Origin of the sequence: Bacillus sp. SRB3LM, from assembly GCF_015712745.1 — a bacterium.
In the GTDB taxonomy this organism is placed as follows: Bacteria; Bacillota; Bacilli; order Bacillales; family Bacillaceae_G; genus Bacillus_A; species Bacillus_A thuringiensis_K.
Genome location: NZ_VWVQ01000021.1, coordinates 218,013 through 244,678 on the forward strand (window position 1 = coordinate 218,013; position 26,666 = coordinate 244,678).

Consider the following 26,666-nt stretch of genomic DNA (forward strand, 5'->3'; position numbering starts at 1 on the left):
AGAGTTCGGATAAAATCCGGACTCTTTTTTTAGTGTTGTTCTACTGGCTCGTTTGGAATTGCAGCTGAAATTGCTAGTACTAACACAGCAAGAACAACTGAGAAAATAGACGCTTGGTTAAAGTCGTATGTACCGCCAGTCATAGAGCCGATTACATAGCTCATCATATGTACAAGTAAGAACGACCAAATTAATGCCCAAATGAAACGCATATTTTACACCTCTATTCGTTCAATCTGTCCTTATTGTAACACAATTGAAAAAAGAATATAGAAAAATATTTGTAGATTTTTCAACGCAAATTTGCATTCCGTTCATACATTATAAAAGAGTGGTTTTATATGTTTAGAAAATAAGGCGGGGGAAAAATGAGTATTACGGAACGTTTTTTTTACTTAGAAAAAGAACCATGTGTCATTTATTTACCGGAGAAGCCAAATGGATTTTCTGTTATGCTCCTCGGTGATTATAACTACTTTATTGAGAATGGTACAAGTTTATGGACACAGCATGCGGGTAGATCTTATTTTTTACATGGCCTTATTGAGCAAGGCTACACGGTCTTTTCTTCTAATTTATACGGAAGACATTGGGGAAACGACCAATCTGTTCGTCTAGCAAAACGTTTATATGACGTTGTGTTGAGAAAAGAGACATTGAATGCGAAAATGCACATTATGGCAGATGGTATGGGAGCACTTGTAGCACTCGAAATGATGAACAAATACCCTGAGTGTATACGCTCTGTCATTATGTTAAATCCGTGTTTAGATTTACCAGAATATGTGGAGTTTGAAAAAGAGCATAAGTTTTTTTACAAGAGACTCGTGAAGGAATTAAGTTTGGCGTATGATGCCAAAGAAGAAGAATTAGAATCAAAAATAAATAAGAAATCATTTACGCTTCTTCCATCTTGTGTACCGGTCAAAGTTTTCGTATCAACCCAAGAAAAAAGAGGAAGAAAACAGCACTTGCGTAAATATGAGAAAATGAGGCAATTCAATCAATGTGATACTTCTGTCTTGTTCCATCTGCAAGATGTGAAATATAAAATGGTTAGGCAAACGACCGATTTCTTTAAAAAATATGAAGAAGAATTGTGAAGCTCCCATATACATAAATGAGGAGCTATTTGTTTCAGAGGGAAAGGGTTGGTGGTATGGAACGCGTGCTGATAATAGGTGCACTTACGTTTGTAGGTTATCACCTTGTAAATAAAATGATTGAAGAAGAAGTGGAAGTATATGGTCTTGATTTTGATGAATTCGATAGTATGACCAAAATTAATGAAGAGAAGTTATTATTAATTGGGCGAAATGCATTATTTACGTATTATTCGATAAGAGATGAAGATGGATGGAGATCAGTAGAGGAAGAGAGCTTCGATACTGTTTACTTTTGCTTATATGAGCCAAATCAGCAAAGTGGATTTCGGAATGAAAGAGTCATATTACAATATTTAAAGCGAATCATAAGAATGTGTGAAGAACAAAAAGTGAAGTTAAATTTAATTTCTTCTATTGAAGTAGGTAGTACAGATGAATCAGAAAATAAGCGCCTATTTTTGAAAGTAGAAGAAGGATTGAAGAAAGGGAATTTACAATATAGTGTATTTCGAGTTCCTACATTATATGGACCGTGGCAACCATCTTTTATGATGTATCATCAGCTCATTTTATCAGAATTAGACGAGAAAGAGTGCCGTTGTACGAGTGAGGAAAAAGGAAGTGATTTACTTTACATTGAAGATGTATGTGAATACTTATGGGAACATGGAACGAGCGGGGCGCATCTTGGTATATACAATTTACTTAGTGGCAAACAGTCATTATGGGAAAAAGGTATGAATCTTTTACGCGCGGATGATAAAGTAAATCAAAATAATAACGAAGTAAGAGATGAGGCTATCGAAGTAATTTCGATAAAAAGAAATACTCCGTTAGAATATGGTTTAAATAAGCAACTGGCACACATGAAAAAATATAAAGAGTTATACGAAGAGTAGCACGCGTGTTACACTATTGTATGTGAAAGTTTTAATGGAGAGGAAGAGCATAATATGAACGAAAAAAGCATGCAGTTTTTACAAATCGCAATGAAGCATTTACCGGAAGCAAAGGCAATTTTAGATGATAATGGAATTGCACTTGATATGGAGAAAGCACAGCCGGTGTTAGAGTTGTTAATGAAAGTTATGAATGAAGCTTATGAGCTTGGGAAAGCAGATAAAGAATAAAAAGCATCTTTTTAAGATGGAAGAGAGGCCCGAACCGTGGGTAGAAGCGGTCAGGGCCTTTTTTATTCTCGCCTGGGGGAAAATCAGAGATATGAAGAGTATAAAGGAAAAGTGGTGAGGAGAACTCTTTAGTTTAGAAGGAAAGCAGATAAAGAATAAAAAGCATCTTTTTAAGATGGAGGAGAGGCCCGAACCGTGGGTAGAAGCGGTCAGGGCCTTTTTTATTCTCGCCTGGGGGAAAATCAGAGATATGAAGAGTATAAAGGAAAAGTAGTGAGTAGAACTCTTTAGTTTAGAAGGAAAGCAGATAAAGAATAAAAAGCATCTTTTTAAGATGGAAGAGAGGCCCGAACCGTGAATAGAAGCGGTTTGAGTCTTTTTATATTTGAGAGGTATGTTTCTGTTTCTTTTAATGAAAAATAACGTGAATAATGCGTTAGCTTTCTGTTTTATGCGAAATATATTCTAGACAAAAATACATTTATGTTTTAAAATTAGTACCAAGTCATAATAATTGATATAAAACGGAGGGCTGCGATGTGAACGTGGGCATTTTAGGGATCGGAAGATATGTGCCAGAAAAAGTAGTCACAAATCACGATTTAGAGAAAATAATGGAAACATCCGATGAATGGATTCGTACGAGAACGGGAATTGCAGAAAGACGCATTGCCGATGATACAATAGATACTTCATATATGGCCGTAGAGGCTTCTAAAAAAGCACTTGAAGATGCAGGAATTAACGGAGAGGATATCGACCTTATTTTAGTAGCAACAGTAACACCAGATCGTGCTTTTCCAGCAGTTGCTTGTGTAATTCAAGAAGCGATTGGAGCGAAACAGGCAGCTGCAATGGATGTAGGTGCAGCATGTGCTGGTTTTATGTACGGAATGATTACAGCGCAGCAATTTATTCAAACGGGAACTTATAAAAATGTATTAGTAGTTGGTAGTGATAAACTATCTAAAATTGTAGACTGGAACGATCGAAATACAGCAGTATTATTTGGAGACGGAGCCGGTGCTATCGTAATGGGAGCTGTTTCAGAAGGTAAAGGTGTTCTATCTTTTGAATTAGGAGCAGACGGAAGTGGCGGCAAGCATCTTTATCAAGACGAGTATGTTATGATGAATGGCAGAGAAGTGTTTAAATTTGCCGTTCGTCAACTTGGTGATTCTTGTCTTCGCGTTTTAGATAAAGCTGGTCTTACGAAAGAAGATGTGGATTTCTTAGTACCGCATCAAGCAAACATTCGTATTATGGAATCTGCAAGAGAGAGGTTAAATTTACCACAAGAAAAAATGAGTATGACAATTGAGAAGTTCGGTAATACATCAGCTTCTTCAATTCCGATTGCAATGGTAGAGGAATTGCAAAACGGACGTATTCAAGACGGTGATTTAATTATACTTGTTGGTTTTGGTGGCGGATTAACATGGGGAGCAGTTGCTCTTCGTTGGGGTAAATAAGGACTGAGAGAAAAAAGGAGTGTATTTTGTATGGAAAAAAAGAGGGTCGTAATTACAGGACTAGGGGCTGTTACACCGGTCGGAACAGATGTTGAAACAGCATGGGAAAACATTAAAAAGGGTGTATCTGGAATTGGGCGACTTACAAGAATTGATCCAGAACTATTTCCAGCAAAAGTAGCAGCGGAAATTAACGACTTTGAAGTCGAGAAATATATTGATAAAAAAGAAGCGCGCCGTATGGATCGCTTTACACAATATGCAGTGGCAGCAGCGAAAATGGCAGTTGCAGACGCAAAGCTTGAAATTACAGAAGAAAACGGACCTCGAATTGGTGTATGGATTGGATCTGGTATTGGCGGTATGGAAACATACGAAGAACAATTTAAGATTTTTACTGAGAAAGGCCCACGCCGCGTGAGCCCATTCTTCGTGCCGATGATGATTCCAGATATGGCAGCAGGTCAAGTATCAATCGCAACAGGAGCAAAAGGAATTAACACTTGTTCTGTAACGGCTTGTGCATCTGGTGCAAACTCAATTGGTGATGCATTTAAAGCAATTCAGCGTGGTGATGCTGATGCAATGATTACAGGCGGAGCAGAAGCGCCGTTAACAAGTATGGCATTCGCAGGATTTAGCTCAGCGAAAGCATTAACATTTAATGAAGATCCAGCAACGGCTTGCCGTCCATTTGATAAAAACCGTAGCGGTTTCGTAATGGGTGAAGGTTCAGGTATTCTAATTCTTGAAGAATTAGAGCACGCATTAGCGCGCGGTGCTCACATTTACGCGGAAATTGCTGGTTATGGTGCAACTGGAGATGCGTTCCATATTACAATGCCTGCTCCTGGTGGTGAAGGCGGAGTGCGTGCAATGCGTCAAGCTTTAGCTGATGCAGGCCTACAGCCAGAAGATATTGATTACATTAATGCGCATGGTACAAGTACGGATGCGAATGAAAAATATGAAACGATGGCAATTAAAGAAACTTTCGGTGAGCACGCGTATAAAGTAGCGATTAGCTCAACGAAATCAATGACAGGTCACTTATTAGGAGCAGCTGGTGCTGTTGAAGCGATTTTCTCTATTAAATCAATTACAGACGGAGTAATTCCTCCAACAATTAACTATGAGACACCAGATCCAGAATGTGACTTAGATTATGTACCGAATCAAGCGAGACACCAAGAAGTAAATGCAGTATTAAGTAACTCATTAGGATTCGGTGGTCATAACGCAGTGTTAGTATTTAAATCGTATAAATAATAGATGAAATAAGGAGTTTTTTCGTAATATATTGCGAAAAAACTCCTTATTTATTTTTACGTCTTTTTCTTCTGTAGCATATACATAAGAAAAAAGGAGGGATAAAGATGGGGATTGTTGAAACAGCTGAATGGCTACATTTATATTATGGGCGGCCAGAAAAACTTTGTGAGAAATTTACGAAGTATATTCCGTTGCCAAAAGAAAGATTGTATCGCTTTTTAATTTCAAAAGGGATGTATCGCCCAATCATGCGTGGAGAAAAGGAAATTAAAGAATTAGAGGAAAAGGAAATTTGGAAAGAATTGAGCCTGGAGTATGATAAACTGAAAAATTGGTTAAAAGGTCCAGATGTCCCTGTCTTTATTTTATTATCAGATTCCTATAATCGAACTGTACAAGAAGAGTATAACGGTAGGGCTGGATTATCTATGCGTCATGTTATTTTCTTATTCGTATGTGGGCGGAATTCGGTAGAAGAATTAAAAGTGTTATTGGCGCATGAATATCATCACATATGCAGGTTACATCAAATTGAGATGAAAGAAACAGAATATACATTACTTGATACGATGATTATGGAAGGGCTAGCTGAGCAGGCAGTAACAGAAAGGTATACAGAAAAAAACAATGCACCGTGGACGGCGTATCTTTCAAAAGAAGAAGCTATTTATTATTGGAAAAATGTTGTACATGAAAGAATAAGTATAAAACGAGGAACAAGGGAACATGACATCGTATTAAATGGCTTTCACTCTTATCCGAAGATGCTTGGCTATGCGCTTGGATTTCATATTGTCAAAGATTGTGTAACTTTGGAAGGAGAAGATACACTTTCTTTATTATCTATAGATGCAAAAGAAATATTGAATAAAGCAAGTGCATTTCATATATAAAAAACAGGAGTTCTATTTCCTGTTTTTTTATTATTAATAGAAGAAAAAATAATAATTAGAATATATTTCCTCAAGTGGAATAAAGTTAAGCAAAAATGAACATAATGATTGGTACAAACAGTAGTGAAGTGAGGGGTAGTGAATGTTATATCTACATGATGTATGGGTAAATTGGTTTGAAGGTGAAGAAAATGGGTATAACGTTTGTCATTTTTACGAATGGCGGAAAGATGATACGATTGAGCTATTAGATCAAGTGCCATTATTAAAAGTAGATGCCACATTATATCATTACATCGAGAACGAATTGTTAGAGCTTCCGCAAAAAATGCTGGAAGACGTACATCATAAGGCTTATATTCGTAAAAATCATGAACGTTTGCAGCAAGAGTATTGCTTTGTTGTTACAGATGGAAAAGGAATTATTGCGATTGACACAATTGGTTACAATGTACCAATTCGTAAAAGCAGACTTATACCACGCCAAGAGCAGATGGTATATGAGATGGTAGAAAACGTAAAAGCAGAAAAGTATGAGTTCCAAGTAGAAGAAACAGAAAAAGAACATCACATTTTATCACCATCGCCTTTCATTATGAATGGCTTGACTCGTAAAGAAAGACAGCTAAAACAATTATTATTTATGGCGTTAGATCAATTACATACAACGAAAAATACAGCAGAGATTCGCTATTGGTACACAGAGTGGGATCCATCAGCATATGGAACGGTTCAACATATGGAGTTCGAGGATATTTGGGCTAGACTGTATGATGAAGCGAAAGCTGGCTGGTCTGAGAAACATGAACAATTATGTGAGCGTCTTGTAAAAGGACAGCCATTTTTTGAAAAGTTATGGGAAATGGAAAATGAGCAAAAGGTAAATTAAAAAACCGCCGATTGGCGGTTTTTTTAATTTGTTGTAATCTAGCTCCGGCTCCTAGCCCTTCGCGTCTAAGAACCTTCCCCACGAGAAGGTAAAAAGCACCTTCTGTGGGAAAGAGCCTTAGCCGTCAGGGCTAAGCAGTCGCCTCCGCTTTTTATAGAAATCCAGCTCCAGCGGCAAGAATGTTCGGTGGCTTCGCGCCTTCCTGCGAGGCAAAAAGCGCCTCTACGTCAGGAGCTCCATCCCCCTCACATTCTAAGCGAGCCGCTTCCGCTTTATATGAAATCCAGCTCTGGCAGCAAGCTCTTCGTGTCTAAGAACCTTCCGCATAAGAAGACAAAAAGCGTCTTCTATGCGAAAGAACCTTAGCCAGTCAGAGCTGAACGAGCTGCCTCCGCTTTATATGTTACCTACGTTTTCTGCTTAGTCCCATTGCGTTTTCTACTTTGCGTAGTTGTTTGAATGCAACGCGGTTTGCTTTTTCTGCACCTTTGTCTAGAATTTCGTCTAGTTCTGGTGAATTGATTAGTTCGTTATATTTGTCTTGGATTGGACGAATTGCTTCTACGACTACTTGCGCTAGGTCGCCTTTGAAGTCGCCGTATCCTTTTCCTTCGTACATTGCTTCAATTTCTTCAACTGTTTTTCCGGAGAATGAAGAGTAGATTGTTAATAAATTAGAGATACCAGGTTTGTTTTCCTTATCAAATTTCACGATACCTTCAGAGTCAGTTACAGCACTCTTAATTTTCTTTTCAATTGTTTTTGGCTCATCAAGCATACTGATCATTGATTTTGGATTTGGATCAGATTTACTCATTTTTTTCGTAGGTTCTGTTAATGACATAACGCGAGCTCCTACTTTTGGAATACGAATTTCAGGCATTGTGAAGATTTCGCGGTAACGTTTGTTGAAACGCTCTGCTAAGTCACGTGTTAATTCGATATGTTGCTTTTGGTCATCACCAACCGGCACGATTTCAGTGTTGTAAAGTAAAATATCAGCAGCCATTAATGGTGGATACGTAAGTAATCCAGCTGGAACTGAATCTCTACCAGAAGCTTTATCTTTATATTGCGTCATACGCTCTAATTCTCCAACGTAAGCAACAGATTGCATAATCCATCCTAGTTGAGCGTGTGCTGGTACTTCTGACTGTACAAATAAAGTAGCTTTTTCAGGATCGATGCCGCATGCTACATAAAGTGCAGCAAGACTGCGGATGTTTTTACGAAGTCCAACGGGATCTTGAGGTACTGTAATCGCATGTTGGTTTACAATACAGAAATAACAGTCGTGTTCATTTTGAAGCTCTGTAAACTGCTTCATAGCCCCTAAATAGTTTCCAAGTGTAATCGTTCCACTTGGCTGAATACCAGAAAAGATAACTGACATAAGTAATTCCTCCTAAAATTGAATGCGTGATGGGGGGGAAGAGAAGGCAAACAAAAAAGCCCATTCATCCCAAAAACTATAGGGACGAATGGACCGCGGTACCACCCTAATTATTTCACTACTGTGAAATCTCTCTAATCCATAATAACGTTAGGATATAACGCCAAAGCCTACTACTTTCGGTTCGGTTTGGTGCTCAAAAGCCCATTCCATACTGTACAATTACTTGTTCACACCAACCACAAGCTCTCTGAAATTGCCTCAATATGTACTCTTCTTTATCATCGCATACATATAAATTTATTTATTGTTACTTGAGCTCTTTTAATATGAAAGAACTAAAGTTTTATAACAAAATGTTTTGCTGATTATTATATCATATGGGATAGTGTTTGCAAACTACATCAAAATAGTAAAGCTAATGAGGGTCGAGAACAACCCAAGGAAGATACCTGTAATACAAATTGGATATGTCCATTTGAATGAATATGTTTTATAAATACGTTCTTTCTTATCTGTAGGTTCCTCGACTTCTTCAATTAAAGAGTCAATCTTTTTGTTCGTACCAAATACTCTTTGGAATGCGTAAATGGTTACATTGAAAAAACCATTTTGAAATATGTATAAAAAACCGCCGATAAGAATAAAAAACAGTGCAATATAAAACAAAATGTTGACAAAGTTCAACAAAAATTGAGATGAAATGAGGAATGCACCAATACTAGAAGCAATCATCGCTATAAAAATTAGTATACAAGTATGAAAAAAAACTTTATTCAAAATATTCCCCTCCGTCAAAATATTACTAGAATTATTATACTATAAAAGCTATAATAAGTACTAGGATTAATTTTTTGAAAATTATACACAATTAAAGGTCTGATTTTAAGATGATGGTAGCAATGTTAATGTATCCCTTTACGAAAAATTAAAAATATAAATATTTTATTAAAAATTTTAACAAAAAAACAAAAAACTATATTCACAATCGTCTTATTATATGTATAATGAAAATTGTAGAAACTTGGAGATTATTCTTTCAATTCTACTTTTTAACAAGTGAGGGTACAGGAAGTGCAATTAGGGGAGGCAACACAACATGAAGAAAAAGATACCGTTATTACTTGCATCAACTTTAACTGCAAGTATGTTGCTTAGCGCGTGTAGCTACCAAAAAGATGACGCAAAAGCAAAAGGGAAAGAGAACGCTACGAGTAGTAGTAACGGAAAACAGATTCTTAATTTAACAGAGTTATCTGAAATTCCGTCAATGGATGCATCATTAGCATCTGATTCTTCATCTTCTACAGCATTAAATAATACGATGGAAGGTTTATATCGTATTGGCAAAGATCAAAAGAGAATGCCTGGAGTTGCAGAAGATGTCGAAAAGCTAGATGATGGGAAGAAATACATATTTAAATTAAGAAGAGATGCGAAATGGTCGAATGGGGAACCTGTAACAGCTAAAGACTTTGTGTATTCATGGAAAAGAGCAGTAAATCCAGATACAAAAGCAACGTATTCGTACATTATGTTCGATATTAAAAATGCAGAGAAAATTCATAAAAAAGAATTACCTGCTGACCAATTAGGTGTAAAAGCTATTGATGATTATACATTAGAAGTAGAATTAGACAATCCCGTTCCTTACTTTATCGATTTAACAGTTTATCCAGTATTTTACCCACTAAATGAAAACTTTGTAAAAGTACAAGGTGATAAATTTGGTTTAGAGGCAAATACAACATTATATAACGGTCCATTCGTTATGAGTGATTGGAAACATGAACAAAGTTTCCAATTCAAGAAGAATCCTTCATATTGGGATAATAAAACGGTTAAAATCGAAGAAATCAACTTTTGTAAAAAATACAGCAACTGATGTAAATTTATATGAGACAAACGCGATTGATCGAGCGGCTTTAACGTCTGAATTTGTTGATAAGTTTAGAAAAAGCCCAGAGTTCCAAACAAGAAAAGAGGCAGGGGTTGCTTACTTAAGATTTAATCAAAGTAATCAGTACTTAAGTAATAAAAACTTAAGAAAAGCAATTTCAATGTCCTTTGACCGTGATAACATTGCAAAAGTTATTTTAAATAACGGCGCAATTGGAGCTTACGGATTTGTTGGAAAAGATTTCGCTGAAGGTCCAAATAAAAAAGATTTCCGAGCTGAAAATGGAAAGCTAGTTGAAACAAATCCAAAAGAAGCAAAAAAGCTTTGGGAAACAGCGAAGAAAGAGCTTGGAACTGATAAAATCGAACTAGAATTCTTAAACTTTGATAATGAAGATGCTAAAAAAGTTGGGGAATTCTTAAAAGGTGAGATGGAAAAGAACTTACCAGGTTTATCAATTAAAATTAAACAGCAACCATTCGCACAAAAAAATAAATTAGAAGATTCTCAGCAATATGATATTGCGTTTGGTATTTGGGGACCAGATTTCCCAGATCCAATCTCATATTTAGATATGTTTGTTACGAATGGTTCTCAAAATAAAACAGGGTATTCTAATCAGAAATATGATGAGTTAATCCAAAAAGCTAAAACAGATACAAAAGATTTACAAGCTCGCTGGGACAACCTTCTAGAAGTAGAGAAGATGTTAATTAAAGAGGATGCAGTTATCACTCCAATCTTCCAAAAAGGTTCAGCGTATGTAGTAAAAGGTGCCGTAAAAGATATTATCCCAATTAACTATGGTGGTAAATTAACTTACAAATGGGCATCTGTTGAACAAAAATAATCTTTTTTTCCATCGTTTACAAGGGTATATGCCTATGATGGGCATATGCTCTTATTTTAAAAAAATAAAAGTAAGAATATTTTAAACTATCTTATTGCTTTTGAGAAAAACGGGGAGGTGCTTGACTATGGGACGTTATGTATTAAAACGTTTCGTGTACATGGCTTTGACATTATTTTTAATTACTACAATGACTTTCTTTTTGATGAAATTACTTCCGGGTTCTCCGCTTAAAAACCAGGAGAAGCTATCACCGGCACAAAAAGAAATCATTCTTGAAAAATACGGATTGAATGATCCGGTACCAGTTCAATATGCACGTTACTTAGGTAACTTAGCAAAAGGTGATTTAGGGGTATCATTCCAATATGATAACCGCCCAGTAACAGACATGATTGTGGATCGTATTGGACCATCAGCCCAATTAGGTTTACAAGCGATTATATTAGGAACATTTATCGGTTTAATTTTAGGTATTGTTGCCGCACTTCGTAATAATACGTGGGTAGATTATAGTGCAACAGTTATTTCGGTACTCGGAATGTCGGTACCATCATTCGTATTCGCCGCATTACTGCAATATTTCGTAGGGGTAAAACTTGGCTGGTTCCCAGTAGCATTCTGGAAAGGGCCAGAGTTTACTGTAATGCCTACAATTGCATTATCGATGGGAGTTATCGCAACAATCGCACGTTTCTCTCGTGCAGAATTAATTGAAGTTATGCAAGCCGATTACATTTTAACAGCGAAAGCGAAAGGAATTAGCCAAGGCGTTATCATTGTCAAACATGCACTTCGTAACGCGTTAATTCCAGTTGTAACAATTTTAGGACCAATGGTTGCGGCATTAATTACAGGAACACTTGTTATCGAGCAAATTTATGCTGTACCAGGACTTGGGGAACAATTCGTTAAATCGATTACTTTAAATGACTATACAGTTATTATGGGAACTACGATTTTCTATAGTGCGATCTTCATTTTAGTTATTTTCATTGTCGATATTTTATACGGAATTATTGATCCTCGTATTCGTTTAGCGGGAGGGAAAAAATGATGAAAGATGTACAAAAATTATCTCCAGATTTATTTCAACAAGCCAATCAAAATAATGTTGATAATGAAGTCATTGCCCGTCCAAGCTTAACGTTTTGGCAAGATGTAAGAAGACGTTTATTCCAACATAAAGGTGCGATGCTTGGCCTTGTATTGTTAGTTATCATTGCGCTATTAGCGATTTTTGGACCGATGGTAAGTAAACACTCGTATAAAGAGCAAGATTTAGGTCGTGCGAAATTACCACCAAAAATTCCAGTTATTGAAAATGTTCATTGGTTACCATTTGACGGTACAGATCAATATGGTGTTGACCAGTATGAAAAACGTGATATTAAAGAGTACTTCTGGTTTGGTACAGATGATCTTGGCCGTGACTTATGGACAAGAACATGGGAAGGTACACGCGTATCATTATATATCGCTCTTTTAGCGGCAGCAATTGACTTAGTAATTGGGGTTGCATACGGAGGTATTTCAGCATTCTACGGCGGTAGAGTAGATAATATTATGCAACGTATTATGGAGATTATTAACGGTATTCCATACTTAATCATCGTTATTTTAATGGTAATCATTATGGGATCTGGTATTTGGTCAATTACACTCGCGATGGCGATTACAGGTTGGATAGGGATGTCGCGAATTGTTCGTGGACAAATCTTAAAGTTAAAAAACCAAGAATATGTATTAGCATCTCGTACATTAGGTGCAACAAATACACAATTAATTGTGAAACATTTAATTCCAAACGTAATGGGACCTATTATCGTAATGACAATGTTTACAATTCCATCAGCGGTGTTTGGTGAAGCGTTCTTAAGTTTCATCGGTTTAGGGATTCAGCCACCATTTGCGTCACTAGGTTCTCTTGTAAATGATGGTTATAAATCTATTCAAACGTATCCGCATATGATGTTCATCCCTGCGGTTGTCATCAGTATATTAATTTTAGCGTTTAACTTAATGGCAGACGGATTACGCGACGCGTTAGATCCAAAAATGCGTAAGTAAAAGAGGGGAGAGGCAAAGATGAAAACATTGTTAGAGGTAAAAGATTTACAAGTCTCCTTTGATACACATGCAGGTGAAGTACAAGCTGTACGCGGCGTTACTTTTGATTTGAAAAAAGGAGAAACATTGGCGATTGTAGGAGAATCTGGTTCAGGGAAATCAGTTACTTCTAAAGCGTTAATGGGATTAATTCCGAATCCTCCTGGACGCATTAAAAATGGTGAAATCGTATTTGAAGGTCGTGACTTAACAAAATTAACAGAAAAAGAAATGCAGCAAGTACGCGGTAAAGATATTGCGATGATTTTCCAAGATCCAATGACATCATTAAATCCAACGATGACAATTGGAAATCAAATTATGGAAGGTCTAATTAAACACCAAGGGATGAGTAAAGCAGATGCACGTAAAGTTGCTTTAGAATTAATTGACCTTGTAGGTATTCCAAATCCAGAAGCTCGTTTAAAACAATATCCTCACCAATTCTCAGGTGGTATGAGACAGCGTGTAGTTATTGCGATGGCGTTAGCTTGTAACCCGAAATTATTAATTGCCGATGAGCCGACAACAGCGCTAGACGTTACGATTCAGGCGCAAATTTTAGAACTTATGAAAGACATTCAGCAAAAAACAGAAGCAGCAATCATTTTTATTACGCATGACTTAGGTGTAGTAGCAAACGTTGCGGACCGAGTGGCAGTTATGTACGCTGGTAAAGTTGTTGAAATTGGAACTGTAGATGAAATTTTCTACAATCCGAAACATCCATATACTTGGGGTTTAATCGCATCTATGCCAAGTTTAGATGGTTCAGAAGAAGAGTTATATGCAATCCCTGGAACGCCTCCAGATTTATTGAAGCCGCCGAAGGGAGATGCTTTTGCACCACGTAACCCACAGGCACTGAAAATTGACTTTGAAATGGACCCACCTTTATTTAAAGTAAGTGATACACACTATGCGGCAACTTGGTTACTTCACGAGCAAGCTCCAGAAGTAAAACCGCCGGCAGTCGTTGAAAGACGCATTCTTCAAATGAAAGCAGGTGAACAACATGACTAAACAACGTGAGAAATTAATTGAAGTAAAAAATGTAAAGCAGCACTTCGACGTGAGTGGTGGTGTTGTCAAAGCGGTTAATGATATTTCATTTGATATTTACCGCGGAGAAACATTTGGTCTTGTAGGAGAATCGGGTTGTGGTAAATCGACAACTGGAAGAACAATTATTCGTTTATATGATGCAACTGCTGGTGAAGTATTGTTCGATGGTGAAAATGTACATGGTAAGAAATCACGCGCAGAACTGAAGAAATTCAACCGTAAAATGCAAATGATTTTCCAAGATCCATACGCATCATTAAATCCTCGTATGACAGTAGGGGATATTATCGCAGAAGGTATTGATATTCACGGATTAGCGAAAAGTAAAAAAGAGCGCATGGACCGTGTTCATGAACTATTAAACACAGTTGGTTTAAATAAAGAGCACGCAAACCGTTTCCCACACGAATTCTCAGGTGGACAACGTCAGCGTATCGGTATTGCTCGAGCGCTTGCTGTAGACCCAGAATTTATCATTGCCGATGAGCCGATCTCAGCACTGGACGTATCGATTCAGGCGCAAGTTGTAAACTTACTGAAAAAGCTACAAAAAGAAAAAGGTTTAACATACTTATTCATCGCCCATGATTTATCAATGGTAAAATACATTAGTGACCGTATTGGTGTAATGTATCGTGGCCAAATCGTTGAGTTAACAACAAGTGATGAATTATATGCGAATCCAATTCATCCATATACGAAATCACTATTATCAGCGATTCCACTTCCAGATCCAGATTATGAGCGCAATCGTAAACGTATCGTATATGATCCATCGCAGCATGATTACGGTAGCGAAGTGCCAACAATGCGTGAAATTCGCCCAGGACACTTCGTACTATGTTCTGAAGCAGAGTATAAGAAATATAAAGAGATTTATCAATAAGAAAAAGAGCCATTCTTCTGTTATGGAAGGATGGCTCTTTTTCTACTATATAAAAGAATTGTATACATTTGTCGGTCAGTTGATATATTTAAAGAATCGCTAGGATAAATCTCATGTACCATTAGTGATATCCATATGCAAAATTACTGAACTTGAACAGAAATATTCTCTTCTTGCTCCTCGGGTTTAACAAGTGCATAACGTTCCCACGCTCTACTTTTCCAGCGGAAGAACATAATTATGGCACGTGTCCATTCGTCGATGGCGATCGCTAGCCAAATACCAACGAGCCCCATATCTAAATGAAAGGCGAAAAAGTAACCTAGTGGTAAACTCATTAACACCATAGAAAATGCACCGATTAAAACAGGATATTTTGCATCACCAGCTGCACGAAGCGAATTAATGATGACGATGTTCATCGTGCGTCCCGTTTCAAGTAGTACACTTAGTAAAAGAACACTTGCGCCTAACCCGATAATGTGCGGATTATCTGTAAACAGTCCCATTAATTGTGTACGGAATGTAATAACGAGAGCGACCATACATAAAGTTACACCAATCGCCCATTTTACACTTTTCCACAAGCGTTCGTATGCTTCATCTTTTTCGCCACCACCAACGAGGCGGCCAATAATAATGGCTGTTCCCATACCAATTGCAATTGCAAATAAATAAGTGAACATGGAAATGTTAGTAGCGTATTGTCTAGCAGCTAATGATTCCGTTCCTAAGTACGTTGCGTAATAAAGGAAGACGATTTGACAAGCTTGATACATCACTTGTTCAAATGCAGATGGAATGCCAATTTTTAAAATTTTCCCAATGTATTCTTTGGATAAAGTGAAGTAATATTGTAATTTCACACGATATTCCATAACGCGGTATAGTAACCAGAAGAAAACAATAAGTGCGATCAATCGACTGATAGCGGAAGAAATTGCAGCCCCTTGTACACCGAGCTCAGGGAAACCAAATTTCCCGAAAATGAGTACGTAGTTTCCAGCGATATGAATCATATTCATTCCGAGTGAAATAAACATCGCTTGCTTTGTAAAACCGTGTACACGGATAATTGCGGCTAATGAGTTAATAATAGCTTGTAGGAAGATGGCTCCTCCGACGATAGATAAGTAGTTTTGCGCATACGTTAGTACATCGCCTTGTAAGTTCATTGCGAGCATCATATGTTTCGAAAATAAAAGAAAACCAGCGCTTATAACGAGCCCAACTATTAAATTTAATGTGACGGCTAATGCTGATATTTTAGATGCTTCCATAAAGCGTTTGGAACCGAGGTATTGAGATACAACGATAGCAGCGCCGTTCCCGATGACTTCTAATACCAAAATCGCAATATGAAGATATTGATTCGCTGCACCAACCCCAGATACAGCATCGTCTGATAATGCACTTAACATGAAAGTATCAGCGATCCCCATTAACATAAAAAGAAAAACTTCTAGAAAAATAGGCCATGTTAATAAGAATAAACTTAATTTCTCTGTCGGTCCATTTTTTGCCTGAATTGCTGTCATGTCCGTCCCCTCTTTACCGATATCTATTTTTAATATGAAGGGTCTGCTATTTTATGTTAAAAAGGGTGGGATAATTATGCATAAAGTATTATAAAATATAAAATTTATTTTTCTCTGATAATTTAGAAAAATATAAAAATAATTATTTTCAGTACTTTAGTAAGGAGTATCGGTAATATAAAACGTTTACAAAGATATATTTTAAAACGGAAAATTTTAATAAAATAGAAATATAAATATACAAAAAATATATTTGTGTGTATAATATGAATTATTAGAACATATATATATTTCTTTCTGTTTGAAAATGAAAGGGTTAACATTTTTTTTGGAGGGTGGAAGTATGAAAAAAAAGATACCAGTTTTTGTAGCATCAACAGTAGCGATGAGCATGATGTTAGGGGCATGTAGCTATCAAAAAGATGAACCGCAAGCGAACGCAAAAGGGGATAGCGGGAAAAGCGGCGCAAAGCAAGTTATTAACTTAATTGAAACGCAAGAAATACCAACGATGGATCCAGCATTATCAGCTGATGCAGTTTCTTCAAGAGTAATGACTAATACGATGGAAGGCTTATACAGTTTAGGAAAAGATGATAAGCTAGTTCCTGGTGTAGCGAAGGAATTCAAAAAATCAGAAGATGGTAAAAAATATACATTTAAATTACGTGAAGACGCAAAATGGTCAAATGGTGAGCCTGTGACGGCAAAAGATTTCGTATACGCATGGCAAAGAGCGATTAACCCAGATACAGCTGCGAAATCAGCGTACATTATGTATGATATAAAAAATGCAGAGAAAATTAATAAAAAAGAGATGAGTCCGGATCAATTAGGGGTAAAGGCGATTGATGATTATACATTAGAAGTGGAATTAGATAATACCATTCCATACCTTGTAGATTTAATGGTATATCCAATCTTCTATCCTGTGAATGAAAAGTTTGTGAAAGAGCAAGGTACGAAGTTTGGTTTGGAAGCGAATACAACGCTTTATAACGGACCATTTACATTAAGTGATTGGCAACATGAACGTAGCTTTAAAATGACAAAGAGCGCGTCATATTGGGACAATAAAGAAGTGAAGATTGAGGAAGTAAACTTTAATATTGTAAAAGATACATCTACGCCAATTAACTTATATGAAACAAATGCAATTGATCGAGCGTCGTTATTAGCGGAGTTTATTGATAAATATAAAGGAAAACCAGATTTCCAAACAGTAGAAGATACATCTGTGTTCTTCCTTCGTTTAAATCAAAAAGATCCAGCTTTAGCAAATAAAAATATTCGTAAAGCAATTTCACTTGCTTTTGACCGTAAGCCATTCGTGGATACATTATTAAATAACGGTTCTAAGCCAGCGACAGGATTAATTCCTGATAACTTTATTAAAGGACCAGATAAAAAAGATTTCCGTGCTGTAAACGGGGATATTGTAAAACCAAACGCGAAAGAAGCGAAAAAATATTGGGAAGCTGGTAAAAAAGAACTTGGTAAAAATGAAATCGAATTAGAATTATTAAATGAAGATGTAGAGTTATCAAAGAAAACTGGTGAATATTTAAAAGGTGAATTAGAAAAGAATTTACCAGGTTTAACAGTAAAGATTAAACAACAACCATTCGCACAAAAACTAAAATTAGAAGATGCGGGCGATTATGTCATGTCATTCTCTGGATGGAGTGCGGACTTCCCAGATCCAATTACATATCTTGATATGTTTGTAACAGATGGGTCACAAAATAAGATGAAGTACTCTAATCCAAAATACGATGAAATCATTATGAAGGCGAAAAAAGATGGAAGCGATGTAAATGCTCGTTGGAAAAACTTATTAGAAGCAGAAAAAATGTTACTTGATGATGCTGCAATCGTTCCAGTATATCAACGTGGTAGAGCATACTTACAAAGAGAAACAATTAAAGATATGTACAACCATAAATATGGCGGAGATTTAAGCTTTAAGTGGGCGTCCGTAGGAAAATAAAAAAAGCAGGCTAACCACCTGCTTTTTTTAATACGTTTGTTTCTTATAAATGCCTTTTCCGCCAACTTCGTTCCAGCCGGATTGTACATCCGAACTTTTGTTAACAAACTTCATTTTTTCTTTTCCACCAAAGAGTTTTTCACCAATGCTATTTGTAATGACACCAATCAATGCTGTTATTCCGATGATGAGGGCAGCAACCGTAATAAAATCAATGAAAAAAGCAATCATTTGCAAACTCCCCCTTTGCCTGTCTGTATGTTTATTGTATGAGATAAAAAATAAAAAAGAAAGAAATGTCAGAAAAATTTTCGGTTTACTTTAGAAATCTTGTAGACAGGAGGGGGAATGTTTGTTAAAATGAGAACAAACGTTCCTTTTCGTTCTCATTTGTATAGTCTTACATTTCTTAATTGATTTATCACGAAAAAGTAAGAAAACGTTCTCTTTTTCATAGGAAAGATTATAGATAAATAACTATATATTATATGAAAAATCTATGGGAAGTGAGTAGTAAAAGGGTTGAAAGTTATTGTTCAAGTACAGCTGAAGTGAGCGTAATCATGTTACATAGCAGTGGAATACACGGAAGAGTTTTCTCAACTAGCAGGAAATTTACTGTATATTTCTTGCAAAATCTATTGTATAATGATTATAGAAGTTACTTATTAAAAGTAATTGTTGTTTATTATAAGTTGTTGCTTACATGAAATGCGATTTTTGTACTTTTTAATAAGACAAGTTATCGCGAAAAATTGCTGAAGTTAGAAATTAAAACTGTATTTAGTACAGAATTTGTACTCTTTAAGGAGAGTGAGCTTTGTATGGTAACATTATATAGTTCTCCAAGCTGTACGTCTTGTAGAAAGGCGAAATTATGGCTAGAGGAAAATCATATTCCTTATACAGAACGTAATATTTTCTCAGATCCATTAACGATTGAGGAAATTAAAGAGATTTTACGTATGACAGAAAGCGGAACGGATGAGATTATTTCTACTCGTTCGAAAGTTTTCCAAGAATTGAATGTAAACTTAGAGTCTTTACCACTTCAAGATTTATATAAGATGATTCGTGACTATCCAGGGATTTTACGTCGTCCAATTATGATTGACGAGAAACGCCTTCAAGTTGGTTACAACGAAGACGAAATTCGCCGTTTCTTACCACGTACAGTAAGAACGTTCCAATTACGTGAAGCACAACGTCTTGTAAATTAATTATAATAATATGAAAACCTTCTACCTATGATATAGTAGAAGGTTTTTTTTAATGTTTCACATTGCGTAATCGAACTTGTTGTACGATAAAGCCGATGCATAAAATAGTGAAAATGAACAAATAAGGAATGCTTGCAGTGAAACTTGGGTTGTTATGAAAAAAGGTTGCAAGTCTGTCTTCATGTGTAACCATTTTTCCTGCAGTATAGGAAAGAATCGCTGCACCACAATAAATGAGGAATGGAAATCGTTCCATAAGTATTAAAATAAGTTTGCTACCCCAAATAATAATCGGGATAGAAATGAGTAAGCCGATTATGACGAGTAAAAATCTCCCGTGAGCTGCACCTGCAATGGCAATAACATTATCAAACCCCATAACAAGGTCCGCGAATACAATTGTACGCACCGCTTGAAATAAAGTTGTTTTTCCTTGAATAGAAGAAAGATCGTTGCTATTATCAGTTAATAAATTTACTGCGATTAATGTAAGTAAAACGCCCCCGATAAGTTGCAGAAATGGAATGTCGAGTAAATAGACAGCTAGTATAGTAAGGACAATTCTTAGTACGATTGCTAAAAGAGTACCGATCAAAATGGCTTTATTTCGTTTCGATTCAGGTAAGTTTCGGCTAGCTAGTGCGATGACGATTGCATTGTCACCACCTAATACAACATCGATACCGACAATCATTAGTACTGATGTTAAAAACTCTAAGTCCATTCGTCTGCCTCCATTTATGATGTTTTAATAAGCGAACTATATGTATGTGATGAAGAAAGTTGTTGTTAAGTAATCTCTTCCAATAGAAGTTTCACTTTATTACAGTGTACGGGGGAATGTGGAAATGTATGTCCAAATTTTTTGTAAGTAAGAAATCGCTATAATAATATATTTATGTAGTTGATCGAGTAAAGATAGGCATATAACTATTTTTGTAAAATAAATCGATTTTATTTCCATTCTGGAGAATCTTATCATAAAATGAGAGTACAAGAATCTATTGATTTGTCATATGAGTGGGGAATCCCTTCATAACAATTCTAAGCAGGAAGGGAGAGTTGTATTTTGGATATTGAAAGAATTAATGATCATACGATGAAATTTTTTATTACGTACATTGATATAGAGGATAGAGGATTTAATCGTGAAGAAATTTGGTATGATCGCGAACGAAGTGAAGAGCTCTTTTGGGAGATGATGGACGAAGCTCGTGATCATGACGATTTCTTTATTGATGGACCGTTATGGATTCAAGTGCAAGCAGTCGATAAAGGGATTGAAGTACTTGTCACGAAAGCAGAGCTTTCAAAGGACGGGCAAAAGCTGGAACTACCGATAGGGGTAGACAAAATTATAGATATTCCTCTAGATGAAGGCATCGAATCATTATTCCAGCAAGAGTTAGTCGAAGAGGTAGAAGAACAAACAGGAACAACCTTTAATGAAGATGGTACGTTTGGCTTTTTAATTAAATTTAATGATTTTGAAGATGTCATTTCATTAAGTCATCGTCTTATCTTTGAAGATATAAAAGATGAGCTGTATTCATTTGAGAACCGCTATTATGTATATGTGGAATTCGATGAAGTGCTACATGATGAAGAAGAAATTGATCGTATTTTAAGTATTATTTTAGAATATGGAGAAGAATCAACTTTAACAATTCATCGTGTAAGTGAGTATGGAAAACAAATTGTGAAAGAGCATGCGCTTGAAACGATTCGCAATAATTTTCCTGCTAAAACGTAGGCCGATTTCTGTAGTATGAAATCGGCTTTTTATATGAAGAATAGGAAAGCTTTCTTAGTTAGGAGGTAAGAGATGAAAAATACGTTAAAGTTGATTTTCTTTGTTTTTCTATTGTTCGCATTATTTGTTTCACTACGTATGTTTATTGATGTAGCATTTTATTCGGATGTGATTGGGATAAAAGATGTTTCGATTTTAGGTATTATTAGTATTTTATTTACAGTATCTGCGTTTTTAATTGGCTGCGTTATTTTCTTAGAGAACCGTCATCCGTCAAAAACACTTACATGGTTAATTGTGTTAGGTATTTTTCCGGTATTTGGCTTCTTTGCTTATTTATTATTTGGACAAAATTTTCGGAGAAAAAGAATGTTCCAAAAGAAGGCTTTACTTGATGAACAGGCGTTTTTACAATATAAAGGGCATGAAGATTACGAAGAACGGATTTTGCGCAATCATAAGCATCAAGAGCTATTATTTCGTTTAGCGGATCGCTTAGGCGCTTTAAATATTTCATTTCAAACTGAAACGAGAACATTAACAAATGGAGATGAAACGTTTCAGGCCATTTTAGATGGATTAAAACGAGCGAAACATCACATTCATATGGAATATTACATTGTGCGTGATGATAAGCTTGGAACAGAAATTAAAGATATTTTAATACAAAAATCAAAAGAGGGCGTAGTCGTTCGTTTTTTATATGATGCGGTTGGAAGTTTTAAATTATCAAAATCGTATATTGAAGAATTAAACGATGCAGGTGTCGAAATGATTCCGTTCTTCCCTGTGCGCTTTCCGATTTTAAACGATAAGATTAATTATCGAAACCACCGAAAAATCGTTATTATTGATGGAAATGAAGGATTTGTAGGTGGATTAAATATTGGTGATGAATATTTAGGCAAGGATAAGTACTTCGGCTTTTGGCGAGACACACATTTATATTTGCGTGGTGAAGCTGTACAAAGTTTGCAGCTTATTTTCCTTCAAGATTGGTTTTATATGACTGGTGAGGCTGTGCTAGCCCCTGAATATTTACAAGCGAAAGCAGTTGAGGGGGAACATTGGGGAGGCGTGCAGCTCGTTGCAGGTGGACCGGATAATAAGTGGGAAACAATTAAGCATTTATATTTCGCAATGATTGCTTCTGCGCGGAAATCCATTTGGATTGCAACGCCGTATTTCATTCCGGATGATGATATTTTATCCGCATTAAAGGTTGCTGCACTTGCTGGTATCGATGTTCGTTTGTTAATGCCGAGTAAGCCTGATAAGCGTACTGTCTTTTACGCATCGAGATCGTATTTCCCAGAGCTTTTAGATGCAGGGGTAAAGATATATGAGTATGAAAAAGGTTTTCTCCATAGTAAAGTTGTCATTGTCGATTCTGATTTAGCTTCAATTGGGACAGCTAATATGGATATGAGAAGTTTTCATTTAAATTTTGAAGTAAATGCCTTTTTATATGATACAGATAGCATTCGAAAGCTTGTTCAAGATTTTAAAGACGATTTAGAAGAATCCAGTGAAATTCACGTCGATCGTTTTCATAAAAGGCGTCTTCATAGACGAATTGTTGAATCAACGTACCGGTTATTATCGCCTTTATTATAAAAAGAGATGTCCGAAATTGGGACATCTCTTTTTTAAAGGAATTTGTAACAAATTGTAGAATATAAGGAGCTGAAAGGGTGTGATTACGATATTTATCGCTAAAAGAGAAAACGGAGAAAAAATTCATTTACTCTACAATTGTAATGAAGAGCTTTTGCGCCGTATGCGTCAACAGGAACGATTCTTTTGTGTAGCTTGTGGAAAGGAAGTACAAATGAAATTAGGGAAACAAAAAAGTTGGCATTTTGCTCATAAAAAAGTGGATTCATGTCTTGCCTTTTATGAAGCGGAATCTATGTATCATAGGCACGGTAAAGAATTGTTATATAAATGGTTCAAACGTCAAAACTTTCATGTAGATATAGAGCGTTATATGCCAGAGATTCAGCAACGGCCAGATATTTTTATAGAGAGAGCAGGGAGAAAAATTGCGATTGAATACCAATGCGCAAACCTTTCTATAGAGCAGCTGTACAAACGAACATATTCGTATTGGCGAGCGGGTATACAGGTCATTTGGATCATTGGTGGAAATCAATTGAAAAAGCAATCTGCATATTGGATGAAATTCTCCTCACTTATGGCTTTCTCCTTACAATCTTATCCTCAACCATTTCTTATTTTCTTCTGTTCCAAACAAAAATCATTTATGAAATGCGCGTTTCTTACTTCATTTTCTACAAGCGTCTCTTTCTCACATACTATATATTTACCAACTGAAACGACTACTTTTGAACTACTCTTTTCCTCTGTTCCTTTCCAAAAAGAAATATTAGACCGAGAATGGAAGCAACGAAAGGACTATTTTCGAAAAAATGCTTTGCCTATTTGGAATTATAATTATAAGTCACTATTACGCTTTTTATATCAATGTAAATGTACCCCAGCAAATTTTCCTTCTGAAATTGGTGTGCCGCTCCCATCCTCATTTGCTTTTCAAACAAATCCATTTATATGGCAAGCATTTCTATATATGAAGTGTATAGGTGAGCTTGCGGTAGGGGATTGTATTTCTATTCAATATGTGTGTAGTTATGTAAAAAAGTATACGAAAAGGCGTATGCTCCCGTACTTTTCAAAGCATATATGGAAAGTAGCAGTTACTGAATATATGACATTTTTATGTTATACAGGTGTATTACGTAAAGTGGAGGCTTATAAGTACCGGAAAATAAGGGGGATCGTTATGTTAAAAACAGAGGAGGAAGTTATGAAATATGATGAAACTTGTTTAGCGTATGCCTTATCTTTATTTGAGGCAAAGTACAACATGAGAGAAGGAAAAGGGGATATAATAAAGACTGATTGTGAAGGAATTACATAAGAAAAAAACGAATTGTACTTAAGTAGAGATATTTAAAGGAGGGCTTAAAGAATGTCTGAACAAAACAAAGCGAAAACATTACCAGATCGCAATGAGATTGAAGAAGCAAGTACGTGGCGATTAGAAGATATTTTCCAAACAGATGCAGAATGGGAAAAAGAATTCCAAGCTATTAAGGAGCTATTACCGAAGTTAACTGAATTTAAAGGGAAACTTGGTGATTCTGCGGACAATTTACTTGAGACATTGCAATATGAAGATGAAATTTCAATGCGATTAGGTAAGCTCTATACATATGCTCATATGCGTTACGATCAAGATACAACAAACTCTGTGTATCAAGCATTAAATGATCGCGCAACAAATTTATATTCACAAGTATCTAGTGGCACAGCGTATATTGTGCCTGAAATTTTATCTATTTCAGAAGATACACTGCAAACATTCTTGAAGGAAAATAGAGATTTAAGTGTATATGAACATGCATTAGAAGAAATTACACGTCAACGCCCGCACGTATTATCAGAAGCTGAAGAAGCTTTATTAGCGGAAGCATCTGAAGTAATGAGTTCATCAAGCAATACATTCGGTATGTTGAATAACGCGGATTTAAAATTCCCATCTATTAAAGGTGAAGACGGAGAAGAAATAGAAATTACACATGGTCGTTACATTCAGTTTTTAGAAAGTGATGATCGTCGTGTTCGCGAAGATGCATTTAAAGCTGTATATGAAACGTACGGAAAATTTAAAAACACATTCGCAAGTACGTTAAGTGGAGCAGTAAAACGTAATAATTTCAATGCGCGTGTTCGTAAATACGATTCTGCTCGCCAAGCTGCACTGAGCAATAATAATATTCCGGAAGCAGTATACGATCAACTCGTTGAAACGGTAAATGATAACTTACATTTATTACACCGTTACATCGATATTCGTAAGCGTGCATTAGGACTTAATGAGCTTCATATGTATGATTTATATACACCACTTGTACCAGAAGTGAAAATGAATGTGAAATACGAAGAAGCGCAAGACCTTTTATTAAAATCTTTAAACGTACTTGGTGATGAATATGTTGGTATTTTGAAAGAAGCATATGAAAATCGCTGGGTAGATGTGTATGAGAATAAAGGAAAACGAAGCGGGGCATATTCATCTGGTGCATATGGAACAAATCCGTATATTTTAATGAACTGGCATGATAATGTAAATAATTTATTTACACTTGCTCATGAGTTTGGTCATTCGGTGCATAGTTACTATACAAGAAAGACACAACCGCACGTATATGGTGATTATTCCATCTTCGTAGCAGAAGTGGCATCTACTTGTAATGAAGCGCTTCTAAATGATTATTTATTAAAAACGACAGAAGATAAGAAAGAGCGTCTATATTTATTAAATCATTATTTAGAAGGATTCCGTGGTACTGTATTCCGTCAAACGATGTTTGCAGAGTTTGAACATACTATTCATAAGAAAGTACAAGAAGGACATGCTGTTACGCCAGATATGCTAACGGAAATCTACTATGATTTAAATAAGAAATATTTCGGTGACGCTTTAGTAATCGACGAAGAGATTGGTTTAGAATGGTCTCGAATTCCACACTTCTACTACAACTATTACGTATATCAATACGCAACAGGATTTAGTGCAGCGACCGCTCTATCTAAACAGATTTTAGAAGAAGGACAACCAGCAGTAGAACGCTATATTAACGAGTTCTTAAAAGCAGGAAGCTCTGATTATCCAATTGAAGTGTTGAAAAAAGCAGGAGTAGATATGGCATCTCCTGAACCAGTAAAAGAGGCGCTACAAGTATTTGAAGAGAAATTAAATGAATTAGAAGCATTATTATTTGAAGAAAAGTAATGAAAAAAGACGAGGGATTGTATCCTCGTCTTTTTTGTTGAATAGATTCAATGTCGATATTTGTCGAAGAGAAGGGTGGATTTCTTTGTTTTTTCTAACTGAAAGGATAGCTTTACGGCTGACTTTTGAAATTAAAACCCTTTGAATCGTTTTTTATAATTGAAATAAGAGAGTGTGATAACGATGATTCCGAATAAAAGAGGTAAGGCAATAATTTTAGGAAAAGCTTGTAGTAGAGAGAGGATGTACAAGAAAAAAGAAACGATGACAGCTAGAAAGAGAAGAGCAATATAAGATTTTTTCATAAATAAACCCCCTAAATGACCTTTTTTATAGCTTATTCAAAAATGAAAACGTTTAGAATGTGACAAAAGTGTGAAA

24 protein-coding genes, 1 pseudogene and 1 other annotated feature are annotated in these 26,666 nt (G+C 36.0%); of the genes and pseudogenes, 18 read left to right on the top strand and 7 right to left on the bottom strand.

Translation table 11 applies throughout. The features are described 5' to 3' along the window. Positions 1-29: 29 nt before the first annotated feature. The gene (locus F3I02_RS14335) at positions 30-212 is read right to left on the bottom strand and encodes a YjzD family protein (protein WP_001211116.1); all 183 of its coding nucleotides are present in this window, start codon (positions 210-212) and stop codon (positions 30-32) included. Between the two features lie 156 nt (positions 213-368). Here F3I02_RS14335 and F3I02_RS14340 point away from each other — a divergent pair, with 156 nt between their 5' ends. The 7 genes from F3I02_RS14340 (at position 369) to F3I02_RS14370 (ending at position 6,762) form a co-directional block, all read left to right on the top strand. Beyond that, positions 369-1,103, top strand: coding sequence for a lipase family protein (locus F3I02_RS14340; protein ID WP_196478093.1), 735 nt, complete (start codon positions 369-371; stop codon positions 1,101-1,103). Between the two features lie 29 nt (positions 1,104-1,132). Next, positions 1,133-2,005: an NAD-dependent epimerase/dehydratase family protein gene (locus F3I02_RS14345; RefSeq protein ID WP_002163889.1), complete on the top strand. Its 873-nt coding sequence runs from the start codon at positions 1,133-1,135 to the stop codon at positions 2,003-2,005. Positions 2,006-2,059: 54 nt separating this feature from the next. Then, positions 2,060-2,236 (top strand): ComZ family protein, encoded by a 177-nt coding sequence (locus F3I02_RS14350; protein ID WP_001986215.1) that lies wholly within the window; start codon positions 2,060-2,062, stop codon positions 2,234-2,236. A 539-nt stretch (positions 2,237-2,775) separates the two neighbouring features. After that, a complete protein-coding gene (fabH, locus tag F3I02_RS14355; protein WP_001100544.1) occupies positions 2,776-3,708 on the top strand; it encodes a beta-ketoacyl-ACP synthase III in 933 nt (310 codons plus the stop codon). Between the two features lie 30 nt (positions 3,709-3,738). Further along, complete coding sequence (gene fabF / locus F3I02_RS14360) at positions 3,739-4,977, top strand: beta-ketoacyl-ACP synthase II (protein WP_000412656.1); 1,239 nt, start codon at positions 3,739-3,741, stop codon at positions 4,975-4,977. Between the two features lie 107 nt (positions 4,978-5,084). Continuing rightward, positions 5,085-5,873 carry a DUF2268 domain-containing putative Zn-dependent protease gene (locus F3I02_RS14365; protein WP_000513273.1) on the top strand — a complete coding sequence of 263 codons (789 nt, stop codon included), beginning with the start codon at positions 5,085-5,087 and terminating at the stop codon, positions 5,871-5,873. 142 nt (positions 5,874-6,015) lie between these two features. Beyond that, positions 6,016-6,762 carry a YjbA family protein gene (locus F3I02_RS14370; RefSeq protein WP_000966124.1) on the top strand — a complete coding sequence of 249 codons (747 nt, stop codon included), beginning with the start codon at positions 6,016-6,018 and terminating at the stop codon, positions 6,760-6,762. Positions 6,763-7,165: 403 nt separating this feature from the next. On the opposite strand, the gene trpS is transcribed toward F3I02_RS14370, so the two are convergent. Next, on the bottom strand, positions 7,166-8,155 hold the full coding sequence (gene trpS, locus F3I02_RS14375) for a tryptophan--tRNA ligase (protein WP_000110982.1): 990 nt from the start codon (positions 8,153-8,155) through the stop codon (positions 7,166-7,168). A 77-nt stretch (positions 8,156-8,232) separates the two neighbouring features. Continuing rightward, positions 8,233-8,449: a binding site (T-box leader), on the bottom strand. 105 nt (positions 8,450-8,554) lie between these two features. Then, a complete protein-coding gene (locus F3I02_RS14380; protein ID WP_001044997.1) occupies positions 8,555-8,935 on the bottom strand; it encodes a DUF3899 domain-containing protein in 381 nt (126 codons plus the stop codon). A 319-nt stretch (positions 8,936-9,254) separates the two neighbouring features. On the opposite strand from F3I02_RS14380, the pseudogene F3I02_RS14385 reads away from it, so the two are divergent. The 5 genes and pseudogenes from F3I02_RS14385 to F3I02_RS14405 all read left to right on the top strand — a co-directional run bounded on the left by F3I02_RS14385 (position 9,255) and on the right by F3I02_RS14405 (position 14,965). Then, positions 9,255-10,905, top strand: a pseudogene (locus F3I02_RS14385) (peptide ABC transporter substrate-binding protein). A gap of 127 nt (positions 10,906-11,032) precedes the next feature. Then, on the top strand, positions 11,033-11,962 hold the full coding sequence (opp3b, locus tag F3I02_RS14390; protein WP_000534172.1) for an oligopeptide ABC transporter permease: 930 nt from the start codon (positions 11,033-11,035) through the stop codon (positions 11,960-11,962). Then, positions 11,959-12,975: an oligopeptide ABC transporter permease gene (gene opp3C / locus F3I02_RS14395; RefSeq protein ID WP_000974106.1), complete on the top strand. Its 1,017-nt coding sequence runs from the start codon at positions 11,959-11,961 to the stop codon at positions 12,973-12,975. The genes opp3b and opp3C overlap by 4 nt, the downstream gene beginning before the upstream one ends. Positions 12,976-12,993: 18 nt before the next feature. Continuing rightward, positions 12,994-14,037 carry an ABC transporter ATP-binding protein gene (locus F3I02_RS14400; protein ID WP_000854347.1) on the top strand — a complete coding sequence of 348 codons (1,044 nt, stop codon included), beginning with the start codon at positions 12,994-12,996 and terminating at the stop codon, positions 14,035-14,037. Then, complete coding sequence (locus F3I02_RS14405; RefSeq protein WP_000166347.1) at positions 14,030-14,965, top strand: ABC transporter ATP-binding protein; 936 nt, start codon at positions 14,030-14,032, stop codon at positions 14,963-14,965. Before F3I02_RS14400 ends, F3I02_RS14405 begins: the two co-directional genes overlap by 8 nt. Positions 14,966-15,108: 143 nt before the next feature. Here the strand turns inward: F3I02_RS14405 and F3I02_RS14410 are convergent, their stop codons facing one another. Continuing rightward, positions 15,109-16,503 carry an MATE family efflux transporter gene (locus F3I02_RS14410; RefSeq protein WP_000125311.1) on the bottom strand — a complete coding sequence of 465 codons (1,395 nt, stop codon included), beginning with the start codon at positions 16,501-16,503 and terminating at the stop codon, positions 15,109-15,111. Positions 16,504-16,846: 343 nt separating this feature from the next. Between F3I02_RS14410 and F3I02_RS14415 the strand changes: the two genes are divergently transcribed. Further along, positions 16,847-18,493 carry a peptide ABC transporter substrate-binding protein gene (locus tag F3I02_RS14415; protein WP_000727245.1) on the top strand — a complete coding sequence of 549 codons (1,647 nt, stop codon included), beginning with the start codon at positions 16,847-16,849 and terminating at the stop codon, positions 18,491-18,493. Between the two features lie 27 nt (positions 18,494-18,520). Here F3I02_RS14415 and F3I02_RS14420 read toward each other — a convergent pair whose 3' ends face one another. Beyond that, positions 18,521-18,724: a hypothetical protein gene (locus tag F3I02_RS14420; protein ID WP_000559973.1), complete on the bottom strand. Its 204-nt coding sequence runs from the start codon at positions 18,722-18,724 to the stop codon at positions 18,521-18,523. 593 nt (positions 18,725-19,317) lie between these two features. On the opposite strand from F3I02_RS14420, the gene spx reads away from it, so the two are divergent. Continuing rightward, positions 19,318-19,713, top strand: coding sequence for a transcriptional regulator Spx (gene spx / locus F3I02_RS14425; protein ID WP_000258267.1), 396 nt, complete (start codon positions 19,318-19,320; stop codon positions 19,711-19,713). A gap of 49 nt (positions 19,714-19,762) precedes the next feature. On the opposite strand, the gene F3I02_RS14430 is transcribed toward spx, so the two are convergent. Then, positions 19,763-20,437, bottom strand: a complete 675-nt coding sequence (locus tag F3I02_RS14430; RefSeq protein WP_000362616.1) for a TerC family protein — start codon at positions 20,435-20,437, stop codon at positions 19,763-19,765. Positions 20,438-20,782: 345 nt separating this feature from the next. Here F3I02_RS14430 and mecA point away from each other — a divergent pair, with 345 nt between their 5' ends. The 4 genes from mecA (at position 20,783) to pepF (ending at position 26,285) form a co-directional block, all read left to right on the top strand. Further along, a complete protein-coding gene (gene mecA / locus F3I02_RS14435; RefSeq protein ID WP_000350719.1) occupies positions 20,783-21,466 on the top strand; it encodes an adaptor protein MecA in 684 nt (227 codons plus the stop codon). A gap of 72 nt (positions 21,467-21,538) precedes the next feature. Further along, on the top strand, positions 21,539-23,083 hold the full coding sequence (locus F3I02_RS14440) for a cardiolipin synthase (protein WP_000799199.1): 1,545 nt from the start codon (positions 21,539-21,541) through the stop codon (positions 23,081-23,083). Between the two features lie 79 nt (positions 23,084-23,162). Further along, positions 23,163-24,407 carry a competence protein CoiA gene (locus tag F3I02_RS14445; RefSeq protein WP_061883896.1) on the top strand — a complete coding sequence of 415 codons (1,245 nt, stop codon included), beginning with the start codon at positions 23,163-23,165 and terminating at the stop codon, positions 24,405-24,407. 51 nt (positions 24,408-24,458) lie between these two features. Continuing rightward, a complete protein-coding gene (gene pepF, locus F3I02_RS14450; RefSeq protein WP_131250273.1) occupies positions 24,459-26,285 on the top strand; it encodes an oligoendopeptidase F in 1,827 nt (608 codons plus the stop codon). Positions 26,286-26,416: 131 nt separating this feature from the next. On the opposite strand, the gene F3I02_RS14455 is transcribed toward pepF, so the two are convergent. Next, positions 26,417-26,590, bottom strand: coding sequence for a hypothetical protein (locus tag F3I02_RS14455; protein WP_000750355.1), 174 nt, complete (start codon positions 26,588-26,590; stop codon positions 26,417-26,419). Between the last annotated feature and the right edge of the window lie 76 nt (positions 26,591-26,666).

What these genes read in the sequence shown, in the direction of transcription:
- F3I02_RS14335 (WP_001211116.1), bottom strand. Translation starts at nt 212, where the DNA reads ATGCGTTTCATTTGGGCATTAATTTGGTCGTTCTTACTTGTACATATG.
- F3I02_RS14340 (WP_196478093.1), top strand. Translation starts at nt 369, where the DNA reads ATGAGTATTACGGAACGTTTTTTTTACTTAGAAAAAGAACCATGTGTC.
- F3I02_RS14350 (WP_001986215.1), top strand. Translation starts at nt 2,060, where the DNA reads ATGAACGAAAAAAGCATGCAGTTTTTACAAATCGCAATGAAGCATTTA.
- fabF (WP_000412656.1), top strand. Translation starts at nt 3,739, where the DNA reads ATGGAAAAAAAGAGGGTCGTAATTACAGGACTAGGGGCTGTTACACCG.
- F3I02_RS14365 (WP_000513273.1), top strand. Translation starts at nt 5,085, where the DNA reads ATGGGGATTGTTGAAACAGCTGAATGGCTACATTTATATTATGGGCGG.
- F3I02_RS14370 (WP_000966124.1), top strand. Translation starts at nt 6,016, where the DNA reads ATGTTATATCTACATGATGTATGGGTAAATTGGTTTGAAGGTGAAGAA.
- trpS (WP_000110982.1), bottom strand. Translation starts at nt 8,155, where the DNA reads ATGTCAGTTATCTTTTCTGGTATTCAGCCAAGTGGAACGATTACACTT.
- opp3b (WP_000534172.1), top strand. Translation starts at nt 11,033, where the DNA reads ATGGGACGTTATGTATTAAAACGTTTCGTGTACATGGCTTTGACATTA.
- opp3C (WP_000974106.1), top strand. Translation starts at nt 11,959, where the DNA reads ATGATGAAAGATGTACAAAAATTATCTCCAGATTTATTTCAACAAGCC.
- F3I02_RS14400 (WP_000854347.1), top strand. Translation starts at nt 12,994, where the DNA reads ATGAAAACATTGTTAGAGGTAAAAGATTTACAAGTCTCCTTTGATACA.
- F3I02_RS14405 (WP_000166347.1), top strand. Translation starts at nt 14,030, where the DNA reads ATGACTAAACAACGTGAGAAATTAATTGAAGTAAAAAATGTAAAGCAG.
- F3I02_RS14410 (WP_000125311.1), bottom strand. Translation starts at nt 16,503, where the DNA reads ATGACAGCAATTCAGGCAAAAAATGGACCGACAGAGAAATTAAGTTTA.
- F3I02_RS14415 (WP_000727245.1), top strand. Translation starts at nt 16,847, where the DNA reads ATGAAAAAAAAGATACCAGTTTTTGTAGCATCAACAGTAGCGATGAGC.
- F3I02_RS14420 (WP_000559973.1), bottom strand. Translation starts at nt 18,724, where the DNA reads ATGATTGCTTTTTTCATTGATTTTATTACGGTTGCTGCCCTCATCATC.
- spx (WP_000258267.1), top strand. Translation starts at nt 19,318, where the DNA reads ATGGTAACATTATATAGTTCTCCAAGCTGTACGTCTTGTAGAAAGGCG.
- F3I02_RS14430 (WP_000362616.1), bottom strand. Translation starts at nt 20,437, where the DNA reads ATGGACTTAGAGTTTTTAACATCAGTACTAATGATTGTCGGTATCGAT.
- F3I02_RS14440 (WP_000799199.1), top strand. Translation starts at nt 21,539, where the DNA reads ATGAAAAATACGTTAAAGTTGATTTTCTTTGTTTTTCTATTGTTCGCA.
- pepF (WP_131250273.1), top strand. Translation starts at nt 24,459, where the DNA reads ATGTCTGAACAAAACAAAGCGAAAACATTACCAGATCGCAATGAGATT.
- F3I02_RS14455 (WP_000750355.1), bottom strand. Translation starts at nt 26,590, where the DNA reads ATGAAAAAATCTTATATTGCTCTTCTCTTTCTAGCTGTCATCGTTTCT.